This window comes from Zoogloea sp. (assembly GCF_041914405.1).
In the GTDB taxonomy this organism is placed as follows: Bacteria; Pseudomonadota; Gammaproteobacteria; order Burkholderiales; family Rhodocyclaceae; genus Zoogloea.
This window is the reverse complement of record NZ_JAYSDK010000027.1, coordinates 38,424-60,863: the sequence shown is the minus strand read 5'-3', so window position 1 is coordinate 60,863 and position 22,440 is coordinate 38,424. Positions and strand designations below refer to the sequence as shown.

At 66.3% G+C, this 22,440-nt stretch carries 19 protein-coding genes; 4 read left to right on the top strand and 15 right to left on the bottom strand.

Translation table 11 applies throughout. The features are described 5' to 3' along the window. The first annotated feature begins 24 nt into the window (after positions 1 to 24). Positions 25 to 531, top strand: a complete 507-nt coding sequence (locus tag ACE3RX_RS16130; RefSeq protein WP_374485894.1) for a flavodoxin family protein — start codon at positions 25 to 27, stop codon at positions 529 to 531. Positions 532 to 625: 94 nt separating this feature from the next. Beyond that, on the top strand, positions 626 to 2,353 hold the full coding sequence (locus tag ACE3RX_RS16125; RefSeq protein ID WP_374485892.1) for a cation:proton antiporter: 1,728 nt from the start codon (positions 626 to 628) through the stop codon (positions 2,351 to 2,353). A 24-nt stretch (positions 2,354 to 2,377) separates the two neighbouring features. On the opposite strand, the gene ACE3RX_RS16120 is transcribed toward ACE3RX_RS16125, so the two are convergent. Further along, positions 2,378 to 3,649, bottom strand: a complete 1,272-nt coding sequence (locus ACE3RX_RS16120) for an HD domain-containing phosphohydrolase (RefSeq protein ID WP_374485890.1) — start codon at positions 3,647 to 3,649, stop codon at positions 2,378 to 2,380. Then, positions 3,646 to 4,467 (bottom strand): helix-turn-helix transcriptional regulator, encoded by an 822-nt coding sequence (locus ACE3RX_RS16115; RefSeq protein ID WP_374485888.1) that lies wholly within the window; start codon positions 4,465 to 4,467, stop codon positions 3,646 to 3,648. The genes ACE3RX_RS16120 and ACE3RX_RS16115 overlap by 4 nt, the downstream gene beginning before the upstream one ends. Before the next feature lie 131 nt (positions 4,468 to 4,598). On the opposite strand from ACE3RX_RS16115, the gene ACE3RX_RS16110 reads away from it, so the two are divergent. After that, the gene (locus ACE3RX_RS16110; protein ID WP_374485886.1) at positions 4,599 to 5,810 is read left to right on the top strand and encodes a YbfB/YjiJ family MFS transporter; all 1,212 of its coding nucleotides are present in this window, start codon (positions 4,599 to 4,601) and stop codon (positions 5,808 to 5,810) included. A gap of 81 nt (positions 5,811 to 5,891) precedes the next feature. Here the strand turns inward: ACE3RX_RS16110 and ACE3RX_RS16105 are convergent, their stop codons facing one another. The 11 genes from ACE3RX_RS16105 to ACE3RX_RS16055 form a co-directional block, all read right to left on the bottom strand. Further along, complete coding sequence (locus ACE3RX_RS16105; protein WP_374485930.1) at positions 5,892 to 6,278, bottom strand: cytochrome c family protein; 387 nt, start codon at positions 6,276 to 6,278, stop codon at positions 5,892 to 5,894. Between the two features lie 14 nt (positions 6,279 to 6,292). After that, positions 6,293 to 7,666 carry a cytochrome C gene (locus tag ACE3RX_RS16100; protein ID WP_374485884.1) on the bottom strand — a complete coding sequence of 458 codons (1,374 nt, stop codon included), beginning with the start codon at positions 7,664 to 7,666 and terminating at the stop codon, positions 6,293 to 6,295. 87 nt (positions 7,667 to 7,753) lie between these two features. Continuing rightward, positions 7,754 to 8,329: a cytochrome b gene (locus ACE3RX_RS16095; protein WP_374485882.1), complete on the bottom strand. Its 576-nt coding sequence runs from the start codon at positions 8,327 to 8,329 to the stop codon at positions 7,754 to 7,756. Positions 8,330 to 8,463: 134 nt separating this feature from the next. Next, positions 8,464 to 9,870, bottom strand: a complete 1,407-nt coding sequence (locus tag ACE3RX_RS16090) for a sensor histidine kinase (RefSeq protein WP_374485880.1) — start codon at positions 9,868 to 9,870, stop codon at positions 8,464 to 8,466. Further along, positions 9,854 to 10,549, bottom strand: coding sequence for a response regulator (locus tag ACE3RX_RS16085; RefSeq protein WP_374485878.1), 696 nt, complete (start codon positions 10,547 to 10,549; stop codon positions 9,854 to 9,856). The genes ACE3RX_RS16090 and ACE3RX_RS16085 overlap by 17 nt, the downstream gene beginning before the upstream one ends. Before the next feature lie 15 nt (positions 10,550 to 10,564). Further along, positions 10,565 to 11,005 carry an ion channel gene (locus ACE3RX_RS16080; protein ID WP_374485876.1) on the bottom strand — a complete coding sequence of 147 codons (441 nt, stop codon included), beginning with the start codon at positions 11,003 to 11,005 and terminating at the stop codon, positions 10,565 to 10,567. A 76-nt stretch (positions 11,006 to 11,081) separates the two neighbouring features. After that, positions 11,082 to 12,524 (bottom strand): aldehyde dehydrogenase family protein, encoded by a 1,443-nt coding sequence (locus ACE3RX_RS16075; RefSeq protein WP_374485874.1) that lies wholly within the window; start codon positions 12,522 to 12,524, stop codon positions 11,082 to 11,084. A gap of 85 nt (positions 12,525 to 12,609) precedes the next feature. Beyond that, a complete protein-coding gene (locus tag ACE3RX_RS16070) occupies positions 12,610 to 13,593 on the bottom strand; it encodes a hypothetical protein (protein ID WP_374485872.1) in 984 nt (327 codons plus the stop codon). A gap of 35 nt (positions 13,594 to 13,628) precedes the next feature. Continuing rightward, positions 13,629 to 14,384, bottom strand: a complete 756-nt coding sequence (locus ACE3RX_RS16065; protein WP_374485870.1) for a hypothetical protein — start codon at positions 14,382 to 14,384, stop codon at positions 13,629 to 13,631. 420 nt (positions 14,385 to 14,804) lie between these two features. Further along, a complete protein-coding gene (clpB, locus tag ACE3RX_RS16060; protein ID WP_374485868.1) occupies positions 14,805 to 17,384 on the bottom strand; it encodes an ATP-dependent chaperone ClpB in 2,580 nt (859 codons plus the stop codon). A 95-nt stretch (positions 17,385 to 17,479) separates the two neighbouring features. Next, a complete protein-coding gene (locus ACE3RX_RS16055) occupies positions 17,480 to 18,361 on the bottom strand; it encodes an alpha/beta fold hydrolase (protein WP_374485866.1) in 882 nt (293 codons plus the stop codon). Positions 18,362 to 18,458: 97 nt separating this feature from the next. On the opposite strand from ACE3RX_RS16055, the gene ACE3RX_RS16050 reads away from it, so the two are divergent. After that, positions 18,459 to 19,361: a LysR family transcriptional regulator gene (locus ACE3RX_RS16050; RefSeq protein WP_374485864.1), complete on the top strand. Its 903-nt coding sequence runs from the start codon at positions 18,459 to 18,461 to the stop codon at positions 19,359 to 19,361. On the opposite strand, the gene ACE3RX_RS16045 is transcribed toward ACE3RX_RS16050, so the two are convergent. Next, positions 19,358 to 20,692 (bottom strand): ferric reductase-like transmembrane domain-containing protein, encoded by a 1,335-nt coding sequence (locus ACE3RX_RS16045; protein ID WP_374485862.1) that lies wholly within the window; start codon positions 20,690 to 20,692, stop codon positions 19,358 to 19,360. The genes ACE3RX_RS16050 and ACE3RX_RS16045 overlap by 4 nt on opposite strands. Before the next feature lie 66 nt (positions 20,693 to 20,758). Further along, positions 20,759 to 22,387, bottom strand: a complete 1,629-nt coding sequence (locus ACE3RX_RS16040; protein ID WP_374485860.1) for a methyl-accepting chemotaxis protein — start codon at positions 22,385 to 22,387, stop codon at positions 20,759 to 20,761. Positions 22,388 to 22,440: the final 53 nt, after the last annotated feature.

Here is a 22,440-nt window from a genome sequence, read left to right as displayed (position 1 = left end):
AGGGCCTCCCGATGCCTTTCGACGATGACCGCCACCGCCCGCAAGACCCTGCTGCTCGTCTATCACTCATGGACCGGCGCCACCGAGCAGATGATCCACGCCGTCGCCCGCGGCGCCGCCAGCGAACCTGATATCGACATGCGCCTGCTGCGCGCGCCCGAGGCCGGCCCCGACGACCTGCTGGCCGCCGACGGCTATGTCTTCGCGACGCCGGAGAATCTCGCGGCGATCTCCGGGCTGATGAAGGATTTTTTCGACCGCAGCTACTACGGTGCCCTCGATCGCATCAACGGCCGGCCCTACGCCGCGGTAATATGCGCGGGCAGCGACGGGAGCAACGCCGCCCGCCAGATCGCCCGCATCGCCACCGGCTGGCGCCTGCGCGACATCGCCCCGCCGCTGATCGTGTGCACCCACGCGCAAACGCCCGAAGACATCCTGGCGCACAAGCACGTACCCGCCGATGAGCTCGCCAGGGGCGAGGAACTCGGCGCCGCCTTCGCCGCCGGACTGGCGATGGGCGCGTTCTGACACAACGCAGCATAAATTTTTCGAATCGCCGAACCGCCACGCCGACGTGGCGTCGAACCTGTGTGCCCTTGAATCCGCCCCCTGCTGACTGCCGATGCCCCACAACGTTTCCCTGATCGCCCTCATCGCTGCCGGCCTCGGCCTTGCAATGGTCCTCGGCCTGGTGGCCACCCGCCTGCGCATGCCGCCGCTGGTCGGCTACCTGCTGGCCGGCGTGGCCATCGGCCCCGGCACACCCGGCTTCGTCGCTGACCTTCCGCTGGCCGGCCAGTTGGCAGAAATCGGCGTGATGCTGCTGATGTTCGGCGTCGGCCTGCACTTCTCCCTCGACGACCTGCTGGCGGTGCGCAAGATCGCAGTGCCTGGCGCCGTCGTGCAGATCGCCGTGGCCACGGGTCTCGGCGCGGCGATGGCCTTGTGGTGGGGTTGGCCGGTGGGAGAATCGGTGGTGTTCGGCCTGGCCCTGTCGGTGGCGAGTACCGTCGTGCTGCTACGCGCCCTAGAGGCGAAGGGCATCCTCGACTCGACCAACGGACGCATCGCTGTCGGCTGGCTGGTGGTGGAAGACCTGGCCATGGTGCTGGTGCTTGTGCTGCTGCCGGCGCTGGCGCCGCTTCTCGGCGCCAAGGACGCCGGCCCCCAGGCCGACCTGTCCACCCTCGTGCTGACCGTCGGTATCACCCTCGCCAAGGTATCGGCCTTCATCGCGCTGATGCTGCTCGTCGGCGGCCGTGCCTTTCCGCGTCTCTTGTGGCTGGTGGCGCGTACCGGCTCGCGGGAGCTGTTCACCCTCTGTGTGATCGCCGCGGCGGTCGGCGTGGCCTACGCGTCGGCGATCCTCTTCGATGTGTCCTTTGCGCTGGGCGCCTTCTTCGCCGGCATGATGATGCGCAAGTCCGAGTTCAGCCACCGGGCGGCGGAAGACTCCCTGCCGCTGCGCGACGCCTTTTCGGTGCTGTTCTTCGTGTCGGTGGGCATGCTCTTCGACCCGCAGGTCGTTGTCGACGCGCCCTTCAAGGTGCTCGGCGTGGTGTTCATCATCCTGTTCGGCAAGACCCTGGCCGCCATCGCCTTGGTGCTGAGCTTCCGCTACCCCCTCAACACCGCGCTGACGGTGGGCGCCAGCCTGGCCCAGATCGGTGAGTTCTCCTTCATCCTGGCGGGCCTCGGGCTGGGCCTGGGCCTGCTGACGATGGAGGGGCAGAATCTGATCCTCGCCGGCGCGCTGATCTCCATCGCCCTCAATTCGGTGCTCTTCGCGGCCATCGAGCCTGCCCAGGCCTGGGCGCGGGCCCGCTCGGCGTGGGCGCGCAAGCTCGACCTGCGGGACGACCCGCTGGCCGCGCTGCCGATGACCACCGACCGCAAGCTGCTCTCCAACCAGGTGGTGCTGGTGGGCTACGGGCGGGTCGGCCGCCACATCGCCGCGGCACTCGAGAAGCGCCATGTTCCCTGCGTGGTGGCGGACAGCAACCGGGAGGTAGTGGAAACCCTGCGCAAACTCGGCAAGGCGGCCGTCAGCGGCGATGCCTCCGACCCCATCGTACTGGTCCAGTCCCACATCACCCGCGCGGCGATGCTGGTCATCACTTCGCCGGACCCGCTGGCAGCACGCAAGATGGTGGATATCGCCCGCAAGCTCAACCCGGAGATCGTCACGGTGCTGCGCGCCGACAGTGAGGATGACGCAGACCTGCTGCGCCGGGAAAAGCTCGGCCGGGTCTTCGTCAGCCACCAGGAACTGGCCGTCGGCATGTCCCAGTACGTGATGTCGGAACTGGAGTCCGGGCGGGATGGACACCGCCATCACCACCACGGCTGAGCCCCACCTCGCCGGTCCCGCAACTCAGACCTGCGGAGCCGACTCCGGAATCCGCCCGGCAGCGGGTAGCGGCGGGAACACCGGTCGCGCAACCTCGATCGCCCACGCCGTGTCCGTCAGCAGCATGGCGGTCACTTCCGCATCGATGCGCCCCTTGTCCGCCAGCTCGTGCATGAATGACGACACCTCCGGCACCGACAGGCCCTGGCGATACGGCCGGTTCTGCACCATCGCCTGAAAGATGTCGGCGACACGCAGGATGCGCGCCTCCAGGGACAGGGTGTCACCCTTCAGGTGGAAGGGGTAGCCGGAGCCGTCCGGCTCCTCGTGGTGGTAGGCCGCCCAGCGGGCAATGTCCTCGAAGCCGTCGATGTTGCGCAGGATCTGGTAGGTCTCGAAGCTGTGGGTGTTGATGATGCGGCGCTCGCGGCTGTCGAGGCGGCCCGGCTTGTCGAGGATCTCGTCGGGCACCCGCAACTTGCCCAGGTCGTGCAGCAAGCCGGCGATCTCCAGCTTGTCGCAGTTCTCCGCCGGCACCCCCAGGCGTTCGGCCAGGAAGCGGGCCAGCCGCGCCACGCCCAGGGAATGCTCCGCGGTGAAGGGGCTCTTGGCATCGACGATCCGCGCGAAGATGCCGGCCAGCCGGCGCAGGTCGTCCATCGACGCCGGAAAAGGCTCGGCCCGCGCCAACTGGTCCAGCAGGCAGGCCTGAATGGAACGCGGCTCCAGCATCAGCCAGAAAGCCTCGGTACGCGACGCGGCCATGAATACCTCGACCAGGTCCGGCGCGAAATAGCTGCCGGCGTGCCCGGCGATGCTGTTCCGGATGCCCTCCGTATTCAGCAGCAGCGTGTTGTCCGCATAGAAGGGCGCCGCCAGCGCATCGACCCGGTCTGCCAGGTAGATGCGGTTGGCCCGGCGCGCCACGTCGGACGGTAGATCGGCCGGCAGCGCATCCCAGCGCGTGTGGTGATAACGCACCGGCAAGGCCATCGCGGCCAGCGGCACGAAGCTGGCCAGCAGGGCGTGGCCCACCTCGCAGTGGATCTGCGAGCCTTCCCAGTCGAACTCCTCGACCAGGTGGCAATGGGTGCAGGTGGACGACACGCCGATGTCGTGCAGCATGCCGAGGTCGAACAGGAAGGACGCCTCGCCCTCCGTCAGGCCTTCGGTGCGCGCACACTCGGCGGCCATGATGCCGACCCGTTTGCCGTGGGCCACGTCGTCCACGCCGACCAGATCAAGGGCATCGGACAAGGCATAGATCACGTGGTGAAGATCCGCATGAATGGTCATGAAGCCACCTCGCTGGCAGTGAAGGGACGCGCTCCGCGCCCCCGGTATTCAGTCGGGCTGCAGCCCATCTCCTGGCGGAACATGTAGGTGAAGGCCGACGGCGAACTGTAGCCCAGTTCCAATGCTATATCGGTTACCGGGCGCCCGGCCCCCAACCATTCCACGGCGCGGAACAAACGCAGGCGATGCCGCCATTCGCGCAGGCCCAGCCCCAGCTCCTTCTCGAAGCGCCGCGCCAGCGTGCGCGCTGATGCCCCCAGCACAGCCCCCCATTCGTCGGCCCCGCGAAGATCAGCGGGGTTCGCATAAAGGGCCTCGCAGAGCCGGCGCAGCATCGGGCTGGTCGGCCACGGCAGCTGGAAATCCTGCACCGGCAGGCGGCGCAACTGGTCGAGGATCAGCGCATGCACGCGGCCAATGTAGTCGGCGCTCTCGCTGCGCCCACCGATGTCCGCCAATTCGACGATCAGCGCCCTCAGTAGAGGAGACACCGCCAGCACCGAACATGTTCCCGGCATTCCCAGGTCGGGTGCATCGGCGACATAGAGATTGCGGAACTCCGCGCCGTGCAGTGCGCCGGTGGTGTGCAACACGCCGGTAGGCACCCAGATCGCCTGTTCCGGCGTGATCACGTAACGGGATTTCTCGACCATCACCACCAGCGTGCCGGCGGTGGCGTAGACGAACTGGTTCCAGCGGTGTGCATGGGGCGGAAAGATGTGGCGCGCCGGCAAGGTTTCGAAACGCTGGTAGACCGGCCCCGGCAGCGCTTCCATGTCCGGCACCTCCACCAATGCCCAGTCTTCTTCCAGTTCCATGCGCGCTCCATCCAATGCGAGGAATCAGCCTCGTGTCAGCTCATCGACAACGAAAGTCATCCTATCGAAAGTTTGACAACCGCGCACGTCCTAAGATCAAAGCCATAACAACCCGTAAAAGAGAGAACAGCATGCACGCCGCAACAACCGCCCTTCCCGCCAGCAGCGCGGCCGATCGCTACCGGGTGATCTTCGCCGGTATCTGCGCCCTGATCCTCACTGTCGGCCTGGCGCGCTTCGCCTACACGCCGCTCTTGCCGATCATGCGCGGCGAGGCCGGCCTCACCGCCATGGCCGGCGGCTGGCTGGCCACCTTCAACTACGTCGGCTACATCACCGGCGCGCTGGTGGCGGCGACGATCAGCGACCTCGGCCGCAAGTTCAAGCTGTACCGCATCGGCCTGGTGGTGGCGGTGGTCAGCACCGCCGCAATGGGCGTTACGCAGGACGTGACGCTGTGGGTCGCGCTGCGCTTCGTGGCTGGCCTGTCGAGCACCGCGGGCCTGCTGATCGCCTCCGGCCTGGTCCTCAACTGGCTGATCCGCCATGGCCACCGGCCGGAGCTGGGCCTGCACTTCGCGGGCATCGGACTCGGCATCATCGTGTCCGGGCTGGCGGTGGCCGGCATGGTCGGCCACCTGGCGTGGGACGGCCAGTGGCTGGGCCTCGGCCTGCTCGGCGTGCTGTTCTTCGTGCCGGCCTGGTTCTGGCTGCCGGCCCCGGCGCCGGTCAGCGCCCAGGCCGCCACCCAGTTGCCGGCGGCACCGTCACGGCGCTGGATGGGGCTGTTCATCGCCTCCTACTTTTGCGCCGGCTTCGGCTACGTGATCAGCGCGACCTTCATCATCGCCATCGTCGAGAAGCTGCCGATGCTGGCCGGCAAGGGCGGCTGGGTATGGGTCATCGTCGGCCTGGCGGCCGCGCCCTCCTGTTTCCTGTGGGACCGCATCGCCACGGCCTGCGGGCAAATCCCGGCGCTGCTGCTGGCCTACGGTCTGCAGATCGTGTCCATCCTGCTGCCGGCCTTCAGCGACGGCACCGCCGCCAACCTGGCCAGCGCGATGCTCTACGGCGGTACTTTCGTCGGTATCGTCAGCCTGACCCTGTCGATCATCGGCCGCTGCTTCCCGGCCAACCCGGCCAAGGCGATGGCGCGCCTGACCCTCAGCTACGGCGTCGCCCAGGTGGTCGCCCCGGCAATGGCCGGTTACATCGCCACGGTAAGCGGCAGCTACAAGGGCGCGCTGATCGTCGCCGCCTGGGTAATGGTCGCCGGCATGGCGCTGCTGGTGGCCCTGATGCGCCAGCAGCGGATCGAGCGCAAGGCCCAGCGAACGGCATAAACGCAAGAAGGGCTTGCCTCGGCAAGCCCTTCCGCTTTCACATCGGCCGGACCGGCCCCCCACCGGGCCGGCCGACGCAAATCACTTCAAGGTCGCCAGATAGGCCAGCAACTCGGTCCTTTCGGCCACGCTCGCCAGTCCGTCGTATTTCATCTTGCCGCCGGGCACGAGCTTCTTCGGCGCCGTCACGTAGGCGTCGATCTTGTCCGGCGTCCAGGTGATGCCGCTGGCCTTGAGGGCGTCGGAGTAGCTGGCATCGGCCACCGTGCCGGCCTTGCGGCCGACCACGCCGAACAGGCTCGGCCCCTTCTTGTTCTTGCCTTCACGCACGCTGTGGCACTCGGCACACTCGGTGGCGAACACATCCTTGCCCTTTTCCACGTCACCCGCGGCGTGGGCTTCGAGGGTCAGGGTGCAGGCCAGCGCGGCCAATACTGTGGCCAGCGAGGAACGGGAGATCCTGATCATCACGGTGCGCTCCATCAGAACGAGGTCCACGCGAACAGGAACAGGGTGTTGTTGTCCTTCGCGTCGCGGCCGTTGCCGTCATAGTTGGTCTTGGCACCGTTGTACTTGTTGTACATCGTGTACTGGGCGCCGAGGCGGACGTTGGCCCACGGGGCGCCCCAGGAGTTCTCCTTGCCCCACGGCGTCCAGTCGGCCTGCAGGATGTAGCCGGAGGTGTTCGGCGAACCATTGGCGAAACCGTCGCTGTACAGCGTGGCGTCAGCGGTGCCGTGGGTCACGAAGCGGCCGACCGTCGCACCCCAGGTCTGCATGTAGTGGTAGGACGCGTTGAGCTTGAACTCGTTGAGGCGGCCCTTCAGGTTGTCGGCGCCGTCGGTAGCAACCAGCTGGTTGCGGGTCTGGCGTTCGCGGATGTAGCTGGTGTTGACCGTCGCAACGTGCTCGCGGGTACCGAGGAACTGGTAAGACGCATCGACGCCCAGGTCATTGAACTTGTTGGAGCCCGGCGTGCTGCGGTCCGGCTGCAGCGAAGAGTTGAGGCCGAAGATGCCGGCGTTGAAGGCCTGCTTCTTCAGGTCCTGGAACACCGCCAGGCGCCAGTAGGCGGTGTTGCCGCCGAGCCGGCCCATGTCGTCGCCCTTGCCGAGGCCCAGGCGGCTCTGCATGGTCGGGGTCAGCGAGCGGTAGGTGCCCAGTTCGGCATACACCATGTTGTTCCAGAAGGTGTAGGCGGACACGCCGGTGACGCGCTGCTCGAGGCCACCGTTGATCAGCGTACCGGCACCACCCTGGCCGAAACCCACGGCGGAACTGGTGTAGGGGAAGCTCCACACCGGCATGCTGTTGAACGGATCCTGCACGCCCGGGTTGTTGTTCACGGACAGGCCGAAGACGGTTTCCTTGCCGGCCACCTCGGTGGTGTGAGCAAAGCGGATATCGGCCTGGTCGATGGAGGTGCGCTGGCCGATGCCGTCGTAGGTGGCCTGCACGAAGGCGCCGATCTTTTCACTCAGCCGGCCAGCCAGGAAGACCGAGGCTTCGTCCAGGGAGTGGTTGTTGTTGGGGCTGGACTTTTCCGGCGCCGGATCCTGGTTCTTGGCAGTCCGCGTGAAGGACGCCACCACCATGCCGGACAGCGGCACCTTGCCGCCCTTGCCGTCGGAGTCGGTATAGCCGCCGATCTTGAACTTCACGCCGTAGGGCGTCAGTTGCGGGCCGTAGGCGCCAATGTGGCAGGCCGCGCATTCCTGCCCGGTCTGGCGTGCAAAGCTCGGCACGGCGTGGGCGGCCGGCGCAGCGGCGAGGAAACCGGCCGCGGCCAACACCAGGCTGGCAGTGTGCCGGATCGCGGACAGACGGGTTTTCCCCCCGGAAAAAATCGGATGCATGTTTGTCCTTGTACTTGTGGTGAAGAAAAAAACGAGGAATCCCGCAGGACGGGCTGACTCACCGCCACGGGACGAATCAATGAAGGTTCAGGACTGGCGAACCGGCAACATCGCGCGCAGCACGTTGTCGCGACGCACAAAGTGGTGATGGAGGGCTGCCGCGGCATGCAAACCGACCAGGCCGATCAGCAGCCAGGCGGCGTTCTCGTGGTATTCGGCCAGATCGTCGGCCAGGTCCTCATCCTGCCCCACCAGCGGCGGCAGATTGACCAGGCCGAAATAGGTCACCGGCTTGCCATTGGCGCTGGACAGGGCCCAGCCGATCAGTGGCAGCGCCATCAGCAGCACGTAGAGGGCCAGGTGCGCCAGCTCGGCCGCCAGGCGGGCCAGCGGCGGCATGTCTGCGGTCGGCGGCAAGGGCCGGTGGGCCAGGCGCACGACGATGCGGGCCATCGCCAGCAGCGCGACGGTCAGTCCGATACTGCGATGGATGTTCATGAGGGTCGCGCGCAGGGCCTTTTCCTCAACCCCTTCACGCACGAAGGCGATACCGATCACCAGTGCGATCAGCAGTGCCGTCGCCCAGTGCAGGAAAACCAGGAGACCGGGCCGGCGCAGACCGGCGGAAGAGTCGATGACGGGAGATTCGGAAGTGCTGTGCATGACCATCGGGTCCACGTTGGATGACCCGGCGGACCATAGCGATTGACAGCCTTCAATTGCCTGACAATCCGTAAGGGATTATCCGATCCGGCATAAAAAACAGCATCGAACGGGCGAACTCCCTCGCCCCCGAGTCATTGCCGCTCAGGAACGATCACGTCGGAGGCATCCGGAAAGGCAACCCGGATGCATGTGCCGACACCCTCGCTGCCGCTGGCGATCGTCACATCGGCGGCATGGCGGTCGGCCACCTCCTTGACGATGGCCAGGCCCAACCCGGTGCCCGGCACGCCATCGCCCGCAGCGCGGTAGAAACGTTCGAAGACCCGGTTGCGTTCACTCTCCGGGATGCCCGGCCCGTCGTCCTCGACCTCGACGAAGACCCCCTCCTCGTCGCTGCGCCCGCAGCGCACGGTCACCCTTCCGCCTTCCGGCGTATAGGCGATGGCATTGTCGATGAGATTGGCGAGCATCTCCCGCAACATCCAACTGGACCCCAGCACCGGAGCCGGAGCCGTCTCGAAGCCCAGGTCGATTTGCTTGGCGAGGGCATCGTCGAGCAGGTCCGAGGCAGCATCCTCCAGCAGAGCGGCCAGATCCACCGGACGGTGGTCGCTGACCAGCGCCCCCTCCGACGACGAGCGGGCCAGCGCCAGCATCTGGTTGGTGAAATGCACCAGACGGCCGGTGGATTCACGCAGCCGCTCGATACGCGGCCGGGCCTCGACAGGCAGGGTTTCGACGGCGAGTTCGAGCTGGGTCTGCAGGCCAGCCAGCGGCGTGCGCAACTGGTGGGCGGCGTTCGACAGGAAGGCCTGCTGGGCCCGCCCCGCCCGCCCCAGGTGTTGCAGCAGGCGGTTGATGGCCCGCACCAGCGGCCCGGCCTCGGCCGGCACGCCGGCCTCGGCGATCGGGCTGAAGTCGTTGGGCCCACGGGCGGCGATACCGCGCCCGAGGGTATCCAGCGGCTTCAGCGCATAACGCACGCCGAAATACACCAGCAGCAGCGCCGCAGCGATCAGCAACAGGTTCGGCCAGAAGATCATCGCCAGGATACGGTTGGCGGCATGCCGGCGCTTGAGGGTCGTCTCGGCGACGATCACCGTTGCGGTCATGCGCGGGCTTTCGTAGCGGTAACTGGCGGTCCGCAGCGCGCGTTTGCCGATCTTCGCGTTCTGCACGATGCTGCGGTTGGCGACCTCCGGTCGCGGTAGCTGCAGCAGCTCGGCATCGCCGGCGATGACCTTTTCCTGACCGTCGAAGACCACGTACTCGATCTTGTCGATGGCATCGGAACGCAGGATCTCGTCCGCCGCCGGCGGGATGTCCACCTCGATATCCTTGTCGTCGTCATCCCGCTCAAGGCGCGTGACCAGCGCAACCGCCGTGCCAGTCAGCGCATTGTCATAGGCTTCGTTGGCGATACTCAGCGCCGAGCGGTAGTCGGCGACCATGCTGGCCGCCAGCAGGATCAGCAGCGGCCAGGAAATGACCAGCAGCAGCCGGTTGCGCAGCGCGCGGGCCTCACCGAGGCGCGGCATCGGCGTCTCCCCCTTCGCCGGCCTCGATGCGATAGCCGATGCCACGCACGGTCCGGATACCGACCCCGCTGGCGGACAGCTTGCCACGCAGGCGCGACACGTAGATCTCCACCGCGTTGGGGGTGATCTCCTTGTCCCATTGGCTGAGGCTGTCGGCCAGCTTTTGCTTGGCCACCACTTTGGGCGCCCCCAAGGCCAGCTGTTCAAGCACGCCCCACTCCCGGCCGGTCAGTTCCAGCTCGGTACCCGCCAGCGTTGCGCTGCGCCGCTGCAAGTCGAGCACAAGCGTACCGATGCTCAGCGTCATGCTCGCCGCCGAACGACTGCGCCGGATCAAGGCCCGGATGCGGGCGAGCAGCTCGGGTAGCAGGAAGGGCTTGACCAGGTAGTCGTCCCCCCCCACGTCCAGGCCAACCACCCGATCGTCCAGCCCATCACGGGCGGTGAGGATCAGGATCGGGGTCAAGACGCCGCGGCGGCGCGCCCGGCGGATCAGCTCCAGCCCGTCCATGCCCGGCAGGCCGATATCCACGATTGCCAGGTCGTAGGCAGTATGCCGCAGCGCCGCCTCGGCCGGCTCGGCTGCTTCCAGGCTGTCCACCATGAAGCCCTCACGTTCCAGACCTTCGACCAGGCCGGCGGCAAGGGTCTTGTCATCTTCCACCACAAGGATGCGCATACTCGAAAACCTCTGTCAGATCCGCTCGCCCAGCCCATCGCGCCAGAAGCGCTCCATCGCGATGTACGCATAGGACGCCGACCAGCCGATCAACAGCAGGCCATTGAGCGCCTCGGTGCCGGCCAGTAGGCGCACGTCACCACCGGGCACCACATCACCGTAGCCGAGGGACGTGAAGGTCTCGGCGGAAAAATACAGGGACACCGCCAGCGAGAAACGCCCTTCATCCCCCACCGAACCGAGTCCGGCGTAACGCACCAGGGCAAACACCGCGAACGCGTACAGGGCAATCTCCAGCAAATGCGCCATGAAGGTGCCGAGGATGACGACGATCAGCTTGGCCCGCGGGCGGATGGGCAGCTCGGGCAGCCACAAGCTCAGGCCGCGTAGCACTTCATAGTGGATCACGGTCGTCAGCACGACCAACAGCAGGCAAGCAGAAACGATCAGGGCCATCGGCTCGGAAACTCCTCAACGGGCGGCAGCAGACGCCACCGGCCCGCATTCTGTCACGCGAAGCTGACAACAAGGCTCAGGCTGGCTCCTCGCCGCCGTAGCCGATGACCGCCTTCACTTCGAGGAACTCCTCCAACCCGTAGATGCCCCACTCCCGCCCAAGGCCCGACTGCTTGTAGCCGCCGAAAGGCGCGCCAAGATCGACCGGCGCGCCGTTGAGGTGCACGTTGCCGGTGCGCAACTGCCGGGCAACAGCCCGCGCCCGCGCCAGATCGGATGACGACACATAGCCCGACAGACCGTAGGGCGTGTCGTTTGCGATGCGGATGGCGTCCGCCTCGTCCTTGTAGCCCAGGATGGACAGCACCGGGCCAAAGATCTCTTCGCGGGCGATGGCCATACCCGGAGCCACCCGGCTGAACACTGTCGGGCGCACGAAATAGCCGCACTCCATGCCGTCCGGCCGGCCAGGCCCGCCGGCCACCCGCTTCGCGCCTTCCGCGATGCCCTGGGCGATGAAGGCCTGCACGCGTTCGAACTGGGCGCGATTGGCCAGCGGCCCCATCGTCGTCGCATCATCCAGCGGATCGCCGACCACCACCCTCGCCAGGCTCTCCGCTGCGATCGCCTCGACCTCGTCGAGACGGCTTTCCGGCACCAGCATGCGCGACGGCGCGTTGCAGTTCTGGCCGCTGTTGGTCATCAGGCTCAGCACGCCGTGGCGCACGCTCTTCTGGAAGTCCACGTCGTCGAGCAGGATGTTGGCGGACTTGCCGCCGAGTTCGAGGGCCACCTTCTTCACCGTGTCAGCAGCGCCCTTCATCACCTGCTTGCCGGCCCGCGTCGAGCCGGTGAAGGAGACCATGTCCACCTCGGGATGGGTCGTCAGCGCGTTACCGACCCCCGCCCCGTCGCCATTCACCAAGTTAAAGACGCCCGCCGGCACGCCGGCCTCGTGCAGGATCTCGGCCATCACGATGGCCGAGAACGGTGCCAGCTCGGACGGCTTGAGCACCATCGTGCAGCCCGCTGCCAACGCCGGCGCGATCTTGCAGGCCATCTGGTTGGCCGGCCAGTTCCACGGGGTGATCAGCGCGCAGACACCGATCGGCTCGCGCAGGATGCGCGTCGTGCCCTGGGCCTTCTCGAAGGGAAAATCCTTCAGCACCGCCAGCGCGGTCTTGAAATGGGCCAGGCCGGAGCCCGCCTGAGCGCTGCCGGCCAGGGCCTTCAGCGGCGCGCCCATCTCCTCGCTGATGGCGCGGGCCATGTCATCGTAGCGCTTCTTGTAGGCAGCGCAGATGCGTGCCAGTAGCTCCAGGCGTTCCTCGCGGGACGTCGCCGCGAACGCCGGAAATGCCGCCCGCGCAGCCGCCACGGCAGCCTCCGCATCGGCGATGGAGCCGATCGCGACACTGCCCGCGACCGCTTCGGTAGCGGGGTTGATCACGTCCAGGCGGGCCGTGCCCAGGGCTTCGACCCAACGTCCGCCGATGTAGAACTGATGATGATTGCGCATGCCTCCGTCCTCCTCCTTATCGGTATTGAGGACGGAAAGTACAGGAAAGGGGGGCGGGCCGGGAAGACACCGCCCCCGGCCAGGCTCAGGCCTGGTCGATGCTGAGGTAGACCTGGGTCTGGTTGAGCAGCAGGTAGGCGATCTCGCCGAAGGTCATCGGCCCGACGAGGGAGCCCGAGCGCCGGCCTTCCAGCCCGCAATACAGGTAGTTGAGGATGCAATTGCACGACCACAGCGGCGGGTGATCCGGCTCTGCGCCGGTCGCCACCCCGAAATCGGCCGGCGCCGCGAAACGGTACTCCACGTCGTCGAACACCGGTGCGTAGAAATCGACACGCCCAGCCTGCGCATCCACCGCCTTGATCGACACGTTCACCGACGCACCACCGTAGTCCGCCACCAGCGGCAGGCGGATGTCCGCGTGGCGGGTCGCCAGGTAGCTGGCGAAATCCGTCTCCACGCCATTCACCAGGCAACGGGTGGCCGAGAAACCGGTTTCGGGGAAACGCAGGCTGTCCCCATCGCCCTGCTCCATGCGGTTGAAGATCTCGATGCGGGCGTACTCGCTGTCCGGCAACGGCACGTGCATCACTACCGCCCGTTCGCCGTCGAAACTGAGCGTCGTCCCATCAACGACCAGCGGCGCGACACGGCCGAAGTCAGCCAGGTGGCTGCCGGCAATCCAGCCGACGATGGGCTTGATGAACATGTCCGGAAAGCCCGGCGCCTTGCGGGCGTAAAGGGAATGGATCGCCGAGAAGGCCGGGATGATGATCAGCGTGAAGCCGTTGGCCGGGCCGTCCTCGCAGACGTGTTCGAGGTTGGTGATGTCGTAGAAGCGGATCGTCGGCGCACCCGCCGTCGCCGGGATCTCGGTGACGAACACCTTCTCGGACGTCACCAGGCCACCCTCATCACCCATGAAATAGGGAATCGTGCCGCCGATCCAGTTGCCGGCCGGCAGGCGCCGCAACACGGCCTCATCGCCGGAGATCATCAGGAAGCCGCCGGACGCAATCAGCGCGGCCGCCTCATCCACCGTCATCAAACGGTTCGCAGGGGCATTCATTATTCGGTTCTCCCTCGGTAGGACAGCGCGACGGCTCAGGCCGCTTCTTTGCTGAGTTGCTGCAGTTCGTGGGACAGCATGCGCTCGTTCTTGACGAAGTAGCGGTGCAGATCGCGCAGCTTCATCATGCGCACCTCCTCGTCGGCGATCACCGCCACCTGAGAGCGGATGCGCGACAGCAGCAACTGGAGGCTCAGCACGCGCACGTCGATGTTGAGTGTGCCATCCACCAGGCGCAGCCACACCGGGTCGGACAGGCTGGGCACCTGGCTACCGGGCAGCGGCTTCACGCCGTCCTCGAAATAGGCGAGCACCGCACTGAGCGGCCGCGCGGCCGCCGAGTCCGGCGCCGAGGTCGTTTCGCCAACACTGTGCTGCCCCTTGTCGAGGGCGTAGCGGTAGCGCCACAACTCGCCCATCGGCACCTCGAGCAGCGTACACACGCCGGCCATGCCGACACCTTCGTTGAGCAGGGACAGGATCTGGCGATCCAGCGCCCGCGTGAAGGGCATGCCTGCCTCCCCCGCCCATTGCTGGCGCGGCAACTCGCTGCCCAGCGGCGGACGCACCCGCACCTGGACCTTCCAGCCACCAAAGCCGATGTGCCGCCACATCACCTCGGGACCGCTCTCCACGGGCTTGCCGCGGCCGAAGCCGAACCAGCTGCGCGGCGCCTCGACGCCGATATAGACATCCATGCAGCGGTTGAACTCGTCGGCGCGGCAGTCAAGAACCGTCCAGGGCTCCTGGACCTGCAGCAGCTGGCGCCACAACATCAGTGCATCTGCCATACCCACCTCACTCAATAGTAGGGACGGGCGCGACACACGCGCCAGCCCCGGGGACGGAAGCAAAGTGGAGAAACGCTGGCAAGGGACATGCCAGCAGCGTGTTTTCCCGGCGCGGGCCAGCCCTTGCGGCATGCGCCGGGAGACGCCCCCGCCGATGGCAGCCGACACACCGAGGATTGCCGCGGCGCACCATGTACTGCATCTGAACACCTGCTCCGCAGACAGGCGCCAAGGCCTGCTACAGAGCGAGTCAACCGGCGCGGACAGGAAACCACTCTCCCATTCCGTGCAAACGATATTACCGCCTGCGGACGCGCTTTGGGCCACCACGAAGGAGGTATGGACGATCCCCAAAACGCCGGAGCCGGCCTCCCGAAGGAAACCGGCTCCGTATGCTTAAGCGACCGATCCGATGATCGATCAGGCCTTGGCGAAGCCGATGCGGCCGTCGGCGCAGCTCACCCGGATAGTGTCCTTGGCGGCGAACTGCCCCTCGAGGATGCGCTTGGCGAGCGGGTTCTCGATGTGCTCCTGGATCGCCCGCTTGAGCGGCCGCGCACCGAACACCGGGTCGAAGCCGGCCTTGGCCAGTTCGAGCAGCGCGTCGTCGCTGACGTCCAGATGCATCTCGAGCTTGGCCAGACGCTTCTCCAGGTAAGCCAGCTGGATCCGCGCGATGGACGCGATGTGCTTCTCGTCGAGGCCATGGAAGACCACCACTTCGTCGATCCGGTTGATGAATTCCGGCCGGAAGTAGGTCTTCACCTCGCCCATCACCGCCAGCTTAATGATCTGGTAATCATCGCCGGACATCTGCTGGATCATCTGCGAGCCGAGGTTGCTGGTCATCACGATCACGGTGTTCTTGAAGTCCACCGTGCGGCCCTGGCCGTCGGTCATGCGGCCGTCGTCGAGCACCTGCAGCAGCACGTTGAAGACGTCCGGGTGGGCCTTCTCGACCTCGTCGAAGAGGATCACCGAATACGGCTTGCGACGCACCTGCTCGGTCAGGTAGCCGCCTTCCTCATAGCCCACGTAACCCGGAGGCGCGCCGATCAGGCGGGCCACCGAATGCTTCTCCATGAACTCGCTCATGTCGATGCGGATCAGGTGCTCCTCGCTGTCAAACAGGAACTCGGCCAGCGTCTTGCACAGCTCGGTCTTGCCGACGCCCGTGGGGCCGAGGAACAGGAAGGAACCGTAGGGCCGGTTCTCGTCCGACAGGCCGGCACGGGAGCGGCGGATCGCATCGGCCACCAGGCGCACGGCTTCGTCCTGGCCGACCACCCGCTGGTGCAGGCGCTCTTCCATCTTCAGCAGCTTCTCACGCTCGCCCTGCATCATTTTGGAAACCGGGATGCCAGTGGCGCGGGACACCACCTCGGCGATCTCCTCGGTGCCCACTTCCGTGCGCAGCAGCTTGTTGACCGGCTTCGCATCGCCGGTCGCCTCGGCCTTCTTGAGCTGGGCCTCCAGCTGCGGCAGCTTGCCGTACTGCAGTTCGGCCACCTTCTCGAGCTTGCCTTCCCGCTGCAGCTTGGCGATGTCGGCCTTCAGGCGGTCGATCTCTTCCTTGATCTGGGCGGAACCCTGCACCGCCGACTTCTCGGCCTTCCAGATTTCCTCGAGGTCGGAGTATTCCTTCTTGATGCGGGCGATCTCCTCCTCGATCAGGCCGAGGCGCTTGAGGGACGCTTCGTCCTTCTCCTTCTGCACCGCCAGCTGCTCGATCTCCAGCTGGATACGACGACGCTCGAGCTTGTCCATCACCTCGGGCTTGGAGTCGATCTCCATCTTGATGCGCGACGCCGCCTCGTCGATCAGGTCGATGGCCTTGTCCGGCAGGAAGCGATCAGTGATGTAACGGTGGCTCAGCTCGGCCGCAGCGACGATGGCCGGGTCGGTGATCTCCACGCCGTGGTGCAGCTCGTACTTCTCCTTCAGACCACGCAGGATGGCGATGGTCGATTCGACGGAAGGCTCTTCCACCAGCACCTTCTGGAAACGGCGCTCCAGCGCAGCGTCCTTCTCGATGTACTTGCGGTACTCGTCCAGCGTCGTTGCGCCGATGCAGTGCAGCTCGCCGCGGGCCAGCGCAGGCTTGAGCATGTTGCCGGCGTCGATGGCGCCCTCGGCCTTGCCGGCGCCGACCATCGTGTGGATCTCATCGATGAACAGGATGATCCTGCCTTCGTCCTTAGCGATGTCGTTGAGCACCGCCTTCAGGCGCTCCTCGAACTCGCCGCGGTACTTGGCACCGGCCAGCAGGCCGGCCATGTCGAGGACCAGCACCTTCTTGCCCTTCAGGGTCTCGGGCACTTCCTCGTTGACGATGCGCTGGGCCAGGCCCTCGACGATGGCGGTCTTGCCGACGCCCGGCTCGCCGATCAGCACCGGGTTGTTCTTGGTGCGCCGCTGCAGGATCTGGATCGCCCGACGGATCTCATCGTCGCGGCCGATCACCGGATCGAGCTTGCCCTGGCGAGCCCGCTCGGTGAGATCCACGCAGAACTTCTTGAGGGCTTCGCGCTGGCTCTCCGCATCCGCGCTGCCCACGTTCTGGCCGCCGCGCACGGCGTCGATGGCCTGCTCCAGGGCCTTCTTAGTCAGGCCGTGTTCCTTCAGCAGTCGGCCGCTCTCGCCTTTGTCGTCGGCCAGCGCGAGCAGGAACATCTCGCTGGCGATGAACTCATCGCCACGCTGCTGGGCAGCCTTGTCGGTGAGGTTGAGCAGGTTGCCCAGGTCACGCCCGACGGACACATCACCGCCATGGCCCTGCACCTGGGGCAGGCGCTCTAAAGCCTTGATCAGGGCCGCCTTAAGGGCTCCCACATTGACGCCAGCCCGCTGCAGCAGCGACGCGGTGCTACCGTCCTCCTGGCTGAGCAGGGCCAGCAGCAGGTGCTGGGGCTCGATGAACTGCTGGTCGTTGCCGACGGCGAGGCTCTGGGCCTCGGCGAGGGCTTGCTGGAACTTGGTGGTGAGCTTGTCGTAGCGCATAAGGCCTCCGGATCTTGGTCTGAGGCCTAAATGGGGCGATACCGGCGAACTTCAAGGCCGCCCAACACGCCCCACTGATCTATATCAAGCCGGGCTCAACGCAAGCCGTCGAGAAAAGCCACGATCCGCGCGGCTACCCGCTCCGGCGCTTCCACGTGGGGATAGTGGCCGGAGCCCTCCAGCAGCAGGCTCTCGCCGCGCAGCAAGGCCGTAATAAGACGGGCTTCGTCGGCCGGGTCGGCGAAATCCGGATCGTCGGAGCCCATCACCACCAGGCTGGGCACGCGGACCTGATCGAGGATCGCGTCCGTATCAGCCTTCGACAAGCCAATCATTGTCTCCAGCGCCTGCATACGCCCCGGCTCGCGCAGGCTGCGGGCCAGGCGCTCGCGCTGCTCCGCGTGGTCGTGCGGCGGAGCCAGCGGAAACAGGCTGTCCCAATATTTCAGCCAGAAAGCCGTCCGCCACGGGCCGGCAAAGCCCAGCCACAAGGCTGCCCTCATCCACGGCGAGGCCGGCAGATCGCGCAGAACCGGGCCCAGCAACACCGTGCCGCGCACCCGCTCCGGCGCATCATGGGCTGCCCACAGGGCGGCGCCCGCGGCGAAGGAGTTGCCGAGCACCACAGCCGACGGCGCACCAAGATGATCCATCAGCGCCAGCACATCGCCGCCAAGCGCGTGGGCCGAGTAGTCCGCCCACACCACGCTCGACTCGCCCTGCCCACGCACGTCCAGGCTGACGACCCGGTAACCGGCAGCCACGAGCAGCGGGCGCAGGAAACGGTACTGGGCGCGCAGGTCGCCCATGCCGGGCAGTGCGATCAGCAGCGGGCCATCGCCACCGCTGTCGTCGTAGGCCAGACGACCGCCATCCCGCTCCAGGAAACGGGTTTCGGGGTTCGGCGCAGGCTGTTCGGCAGCAACCGGGGTAGCCAGAAAGCCGGCCAGCAACAGCAAGGAGGAAAGGAATTTCATCGTCGTGACGTCCAATGCAATGGGAATGACGTCACTGTAGGGATTTGCACCCCATACGAAAATTGCCAAAAATTCTTGATCAGCTATACATTTTCGTATGAGCTCAACATCGCCCGACGAACCCGACTGGGATCTCTACCGCAGCTTCCTGCACGTCTTGCGGGAAGGCAGCCTGTCCGGCGCCGCACGTGCCCTCGGCACCACGCAGCCCACCATCGGGCGCCGCCTGGAAGCCCTGGAGGCTGCCCTCGGCTGCACCCTGTTCATCCGCACGCCGACTGGCCTGCAGGCCACGGATACCGCGCGGCGCCTGGCCGCACCGGCCGAGGCGATGGCGGCACAGGCCGGCGCGCTGCGGCGGGCCGCCTCCGCAGGCCAGGACGAGATTGCCGGTACCGTACGCCTCACCGCCAGCGAAACCATCGGCGGCGAGGTACTGCCACCGATCCTCGCCGAGCTACAGGCCGCTCACCCGGCGATCCGCATCGAACTGGCCCTCACCAAGCGCAACGAAGACCTGCTGCAGCGGGAGGCCGACATCGCGGTGCGCATGGTTCGCCCGAGCCAGGAGGCCCTCGTCGCGCGCCGCATCGGTACGCTGGTCATCGGTCTGTACGCCCACCGGCGCTACGCGGAACGGCGCGGCCTGCCGTCAGTGATCGACGAGTTGGACGGCCACGCACTGATTGGCTTCGACCGGGACGCCGGTGCGCTGCGCGCCTTGCAGCAAAGCGGCCTGCCACTGACGCCCGAGGGCTTTGCCTTCCGTTGCGACAGCGAGCACGCCCAGCACGCCGCCCTCCTCGCCGGCCTTGGTATCGGTGCCTGCCAGAGCGGCATCGCGGCGCGCCACCCGGCGCTGCTGCCGGTACTGCCGGGCCAGGTGCGCTTCGAGCTGGAAATGTGGCTGGCGATGCACGAAGACCTGCGCAACGAACCACGCATCCGCCGGGTCTTCGATTTCCTCGCCGACGGGCTGGAGCGCTACGCTCGCGGCTAGCGCATCTGGAACAGCTCCTGGTGGAAATCTGCGTCGGCCAGGCCGTGGGCGACGAAGTCCTCCCGCAGCGCCTGCCCAAATGCCGGCGGGCCGCAGAACCAGACACTGGCATCCGCCCACTCCGGCACCGCCGCGCGGATGCGGTCACCGTCCAGCCGGCCGTCGCGCTTCCCGACCAGCAGGTGCAGGCGCACACCAGCCGCCGCTGCATCGGCCACCAGCTTGTCGATGGCAGCCTGCTCGAAATCCGCGGTCGGATGGAACAGGTCGATGCTCTGCGTGCCCGCGGTGCGAGCGAGCTGTTTCATCCGCGCGACGAAAGGCGTGATGCCGATGCCCGCCCCGATCCAGATCTGGCGGGACTTGCGGTCCTCGAAATCAAAACAGCCGTAGGGGCCTTCGACACGCACCGGCATGCCCACGCGCAAGCTGTCGCGCAGGCGGCCGGTGTGGTCGCCGAGGGCCTTGGTGATGAAGACGATCCGGCGCTCGGTGGCATCCCAGGCCGACGCGATGGTGTAAGGGTGGGCGCCTTCCTTCGGGTTGGAGGTCACGAAGGCGAACTGCCCCGCCGCGTGCCCGGACCAGCCCTCGTCGAGCCGGATCGCCGTTTCCAGCACGCGCAGTTCCGGGTAGTAGGTCAACGACTCGATCTGCCCGCCAGCCCGCCGCCGGGCGCCGATCCGCCCGGTCAGGGACAGCAGTGCGGCCAGCACACCGGCAAGGATCAACACAGCCATCACCCAGCCCAGCGGCTGCGTCCAGTAGGCGAACTTGATCAGCACCAGTGAGTGATAGGCCAGCACCAGGAACAGCGCCGCCAGCCATTTGTGGGTCTTGGTAAACAGGTGATAGGGAAAGCGTTTGACGAGGGCCAGCGCAATCAGCACGACCGCAGCGTAAAACGCCCACTCGCCGAGGGATTCCGCCGTTCCGCGCTGTGTACGGAGCCAACCTTCGACCAGCCCCAGGCTCTCGCCGGACGGCGGTTTGCGCGGTGGCTTTACCAGCCAGCCCCAGCCGACCATCCACTTGGTGCCCTTCGCCCACCACCAGTGCAGCACACCGGCCACCAACGCCGTGATGCCCAGCCACTTGTGCAGGCGGTACATCTTGTCGAGCCCGTCGAGATGCGGCTCCAGCCACTTCGGCCGCACCGCCAGCAGCATGCCGACGCTCATCGCCCCGATGGCGATCACCCCGCTCAACTGGACGAAGACCGTCCGGAAGGAAAAATAAGTGAAAGGCTCGGGCACCAGCGTGTCGGCCAGCAGCCACAGCCCGGCGAGCGCCAGCAAGGACACCCACAAGACGAGTTTGATGCGTTTCATGTTCTAGCGTTCCGGATTCACGATGGCCTGACCTCAGCTTGCCAAGCAGCCCTGGACACACGCGCCTTACAAGCTGAAACGGGCCACGCTGCTGCTCAGCATCCGCGCGGACCCCTCCATTTGCTGGGCTGCGTTGGCCACGGCCACCACGGCGGCGGAGTTCTCATCGGACATCTGGGCAATGCCTTCGACGTTCTTCGACAAATGGGTCGCCGCCGAACGCTGCTCAACCAAGGCGTCGGCGATCTCGTCCATCGCCAGCTTGACGTCGCCCGACATCCCACAAATTTCATCCATGGACAGACGCGCCCCGGCAGCGGTTTCTGCAACACGGAACACGTCCCTGCTGGCGTCCTTCATGCTGCCCGCCGCCGCCGCCGAACTCTGCTCGACAGCAGCAATGATGCTGGAGATATCCTGTACCGACAGGGAGGTTCGTTCCGCCAGCTTGCGAACCTCGTCGGCCACCACTGCAAAACCACGCCCCTGCTCGCCCGCCCGCGCGGCCTCGATAGCGGCATTGAGCGCCAGCAGATTGGTCTGCTCCGCTACCTCCTTGATGACCGTCGCGATGCTGCCAATCCCCTTGATCTGCTCGGACAGGGCGTGGATGCCATTGGCAGCGTCCCCTACGTCGGTGGCCACTTCCTGGATGCTCTGCGTGGCCGCGGCCACCTGCTGCCCACCGGTATCGGAAATCCGTCCCGCCTCCCCGGCCTTCTGCGACGCGCCATGGGCGTTGGCGGCCACGTGCTCGATGCTCACGGTCAATTGCTCCACCGCCGCAGCGGCCGTCGAAGTGGAACTTGCCTGGGCCTGGACGCTGGCCGAAACCTGCCCTGCCGCAGACGACACATCCCCCGCAATCCGGGACAGCACGCCCGCCTCCTTGACCACCAGCCCGATGATCCCGGCGAGGTCAGAACGCATGCGGATCAAAGCCGCCATCAGCTGCCCGAGCTCATCCTCGGCCCCAGGCTGCAGGCCGTCGTTCCGCAGATTGCCGCTGGCGACCTGTTCAGCCAGCGACCGTGCATCCAGAATGCGCCGGGCGAAACTGCCGGACAGCACCAACGCCAGGACAACGCCAATGACCACCGCGATCAAGGCCACCACGACCACCTCGGTGCGAATGGAACCGGCGCTCTGCTGGATCGACTCAACCGCCGCCGCCATCTTTTCCTCCTGGTGCGTGGACAGTGCATCCACCGCCTTCCGAAAACCGATGATGGCCGGGCTGTAGTCCGATTTGATGAAACTCAGCGTCGCCGCACTGTCGCGGGCTGCCAATAGCTCGAACAGACGCGGATACATCGCACCGATCGGCACCCGCGCATCCTTGATCGCCTGAAACATGCGCCGTCCGCTTTCGGAGGCAACCAGTTTCTCAAGCCGGTCCAGATCTGCGGCATTGGCTGTCGCCATGCCTTTCAGCTTGCCAACGATCCTCTCGAGCTCCTGCGGATCCTGCTCCACGGCCCCGGCCAGCGCCAGCCCCTCCGCCTCGATGGCCCGCTTGGTGAGGTTATTGGCAAAAACCGCCTTCGGATACACGTCCGTCTGGATGGCGACGGCCTCACCCGTAAGCTGAGAAAACCCCCAATAGGCGGAAGCGCCAATCACCAACATCAACACGATGACGGCCCCGAAACTCGCAAACAACTTGGCCCTGATACTCAGACCGGATAAACGCATGATTACTCCCTTGCGCGCACTTAAACGCGATTATTCTTTTTGACTGACCGGAA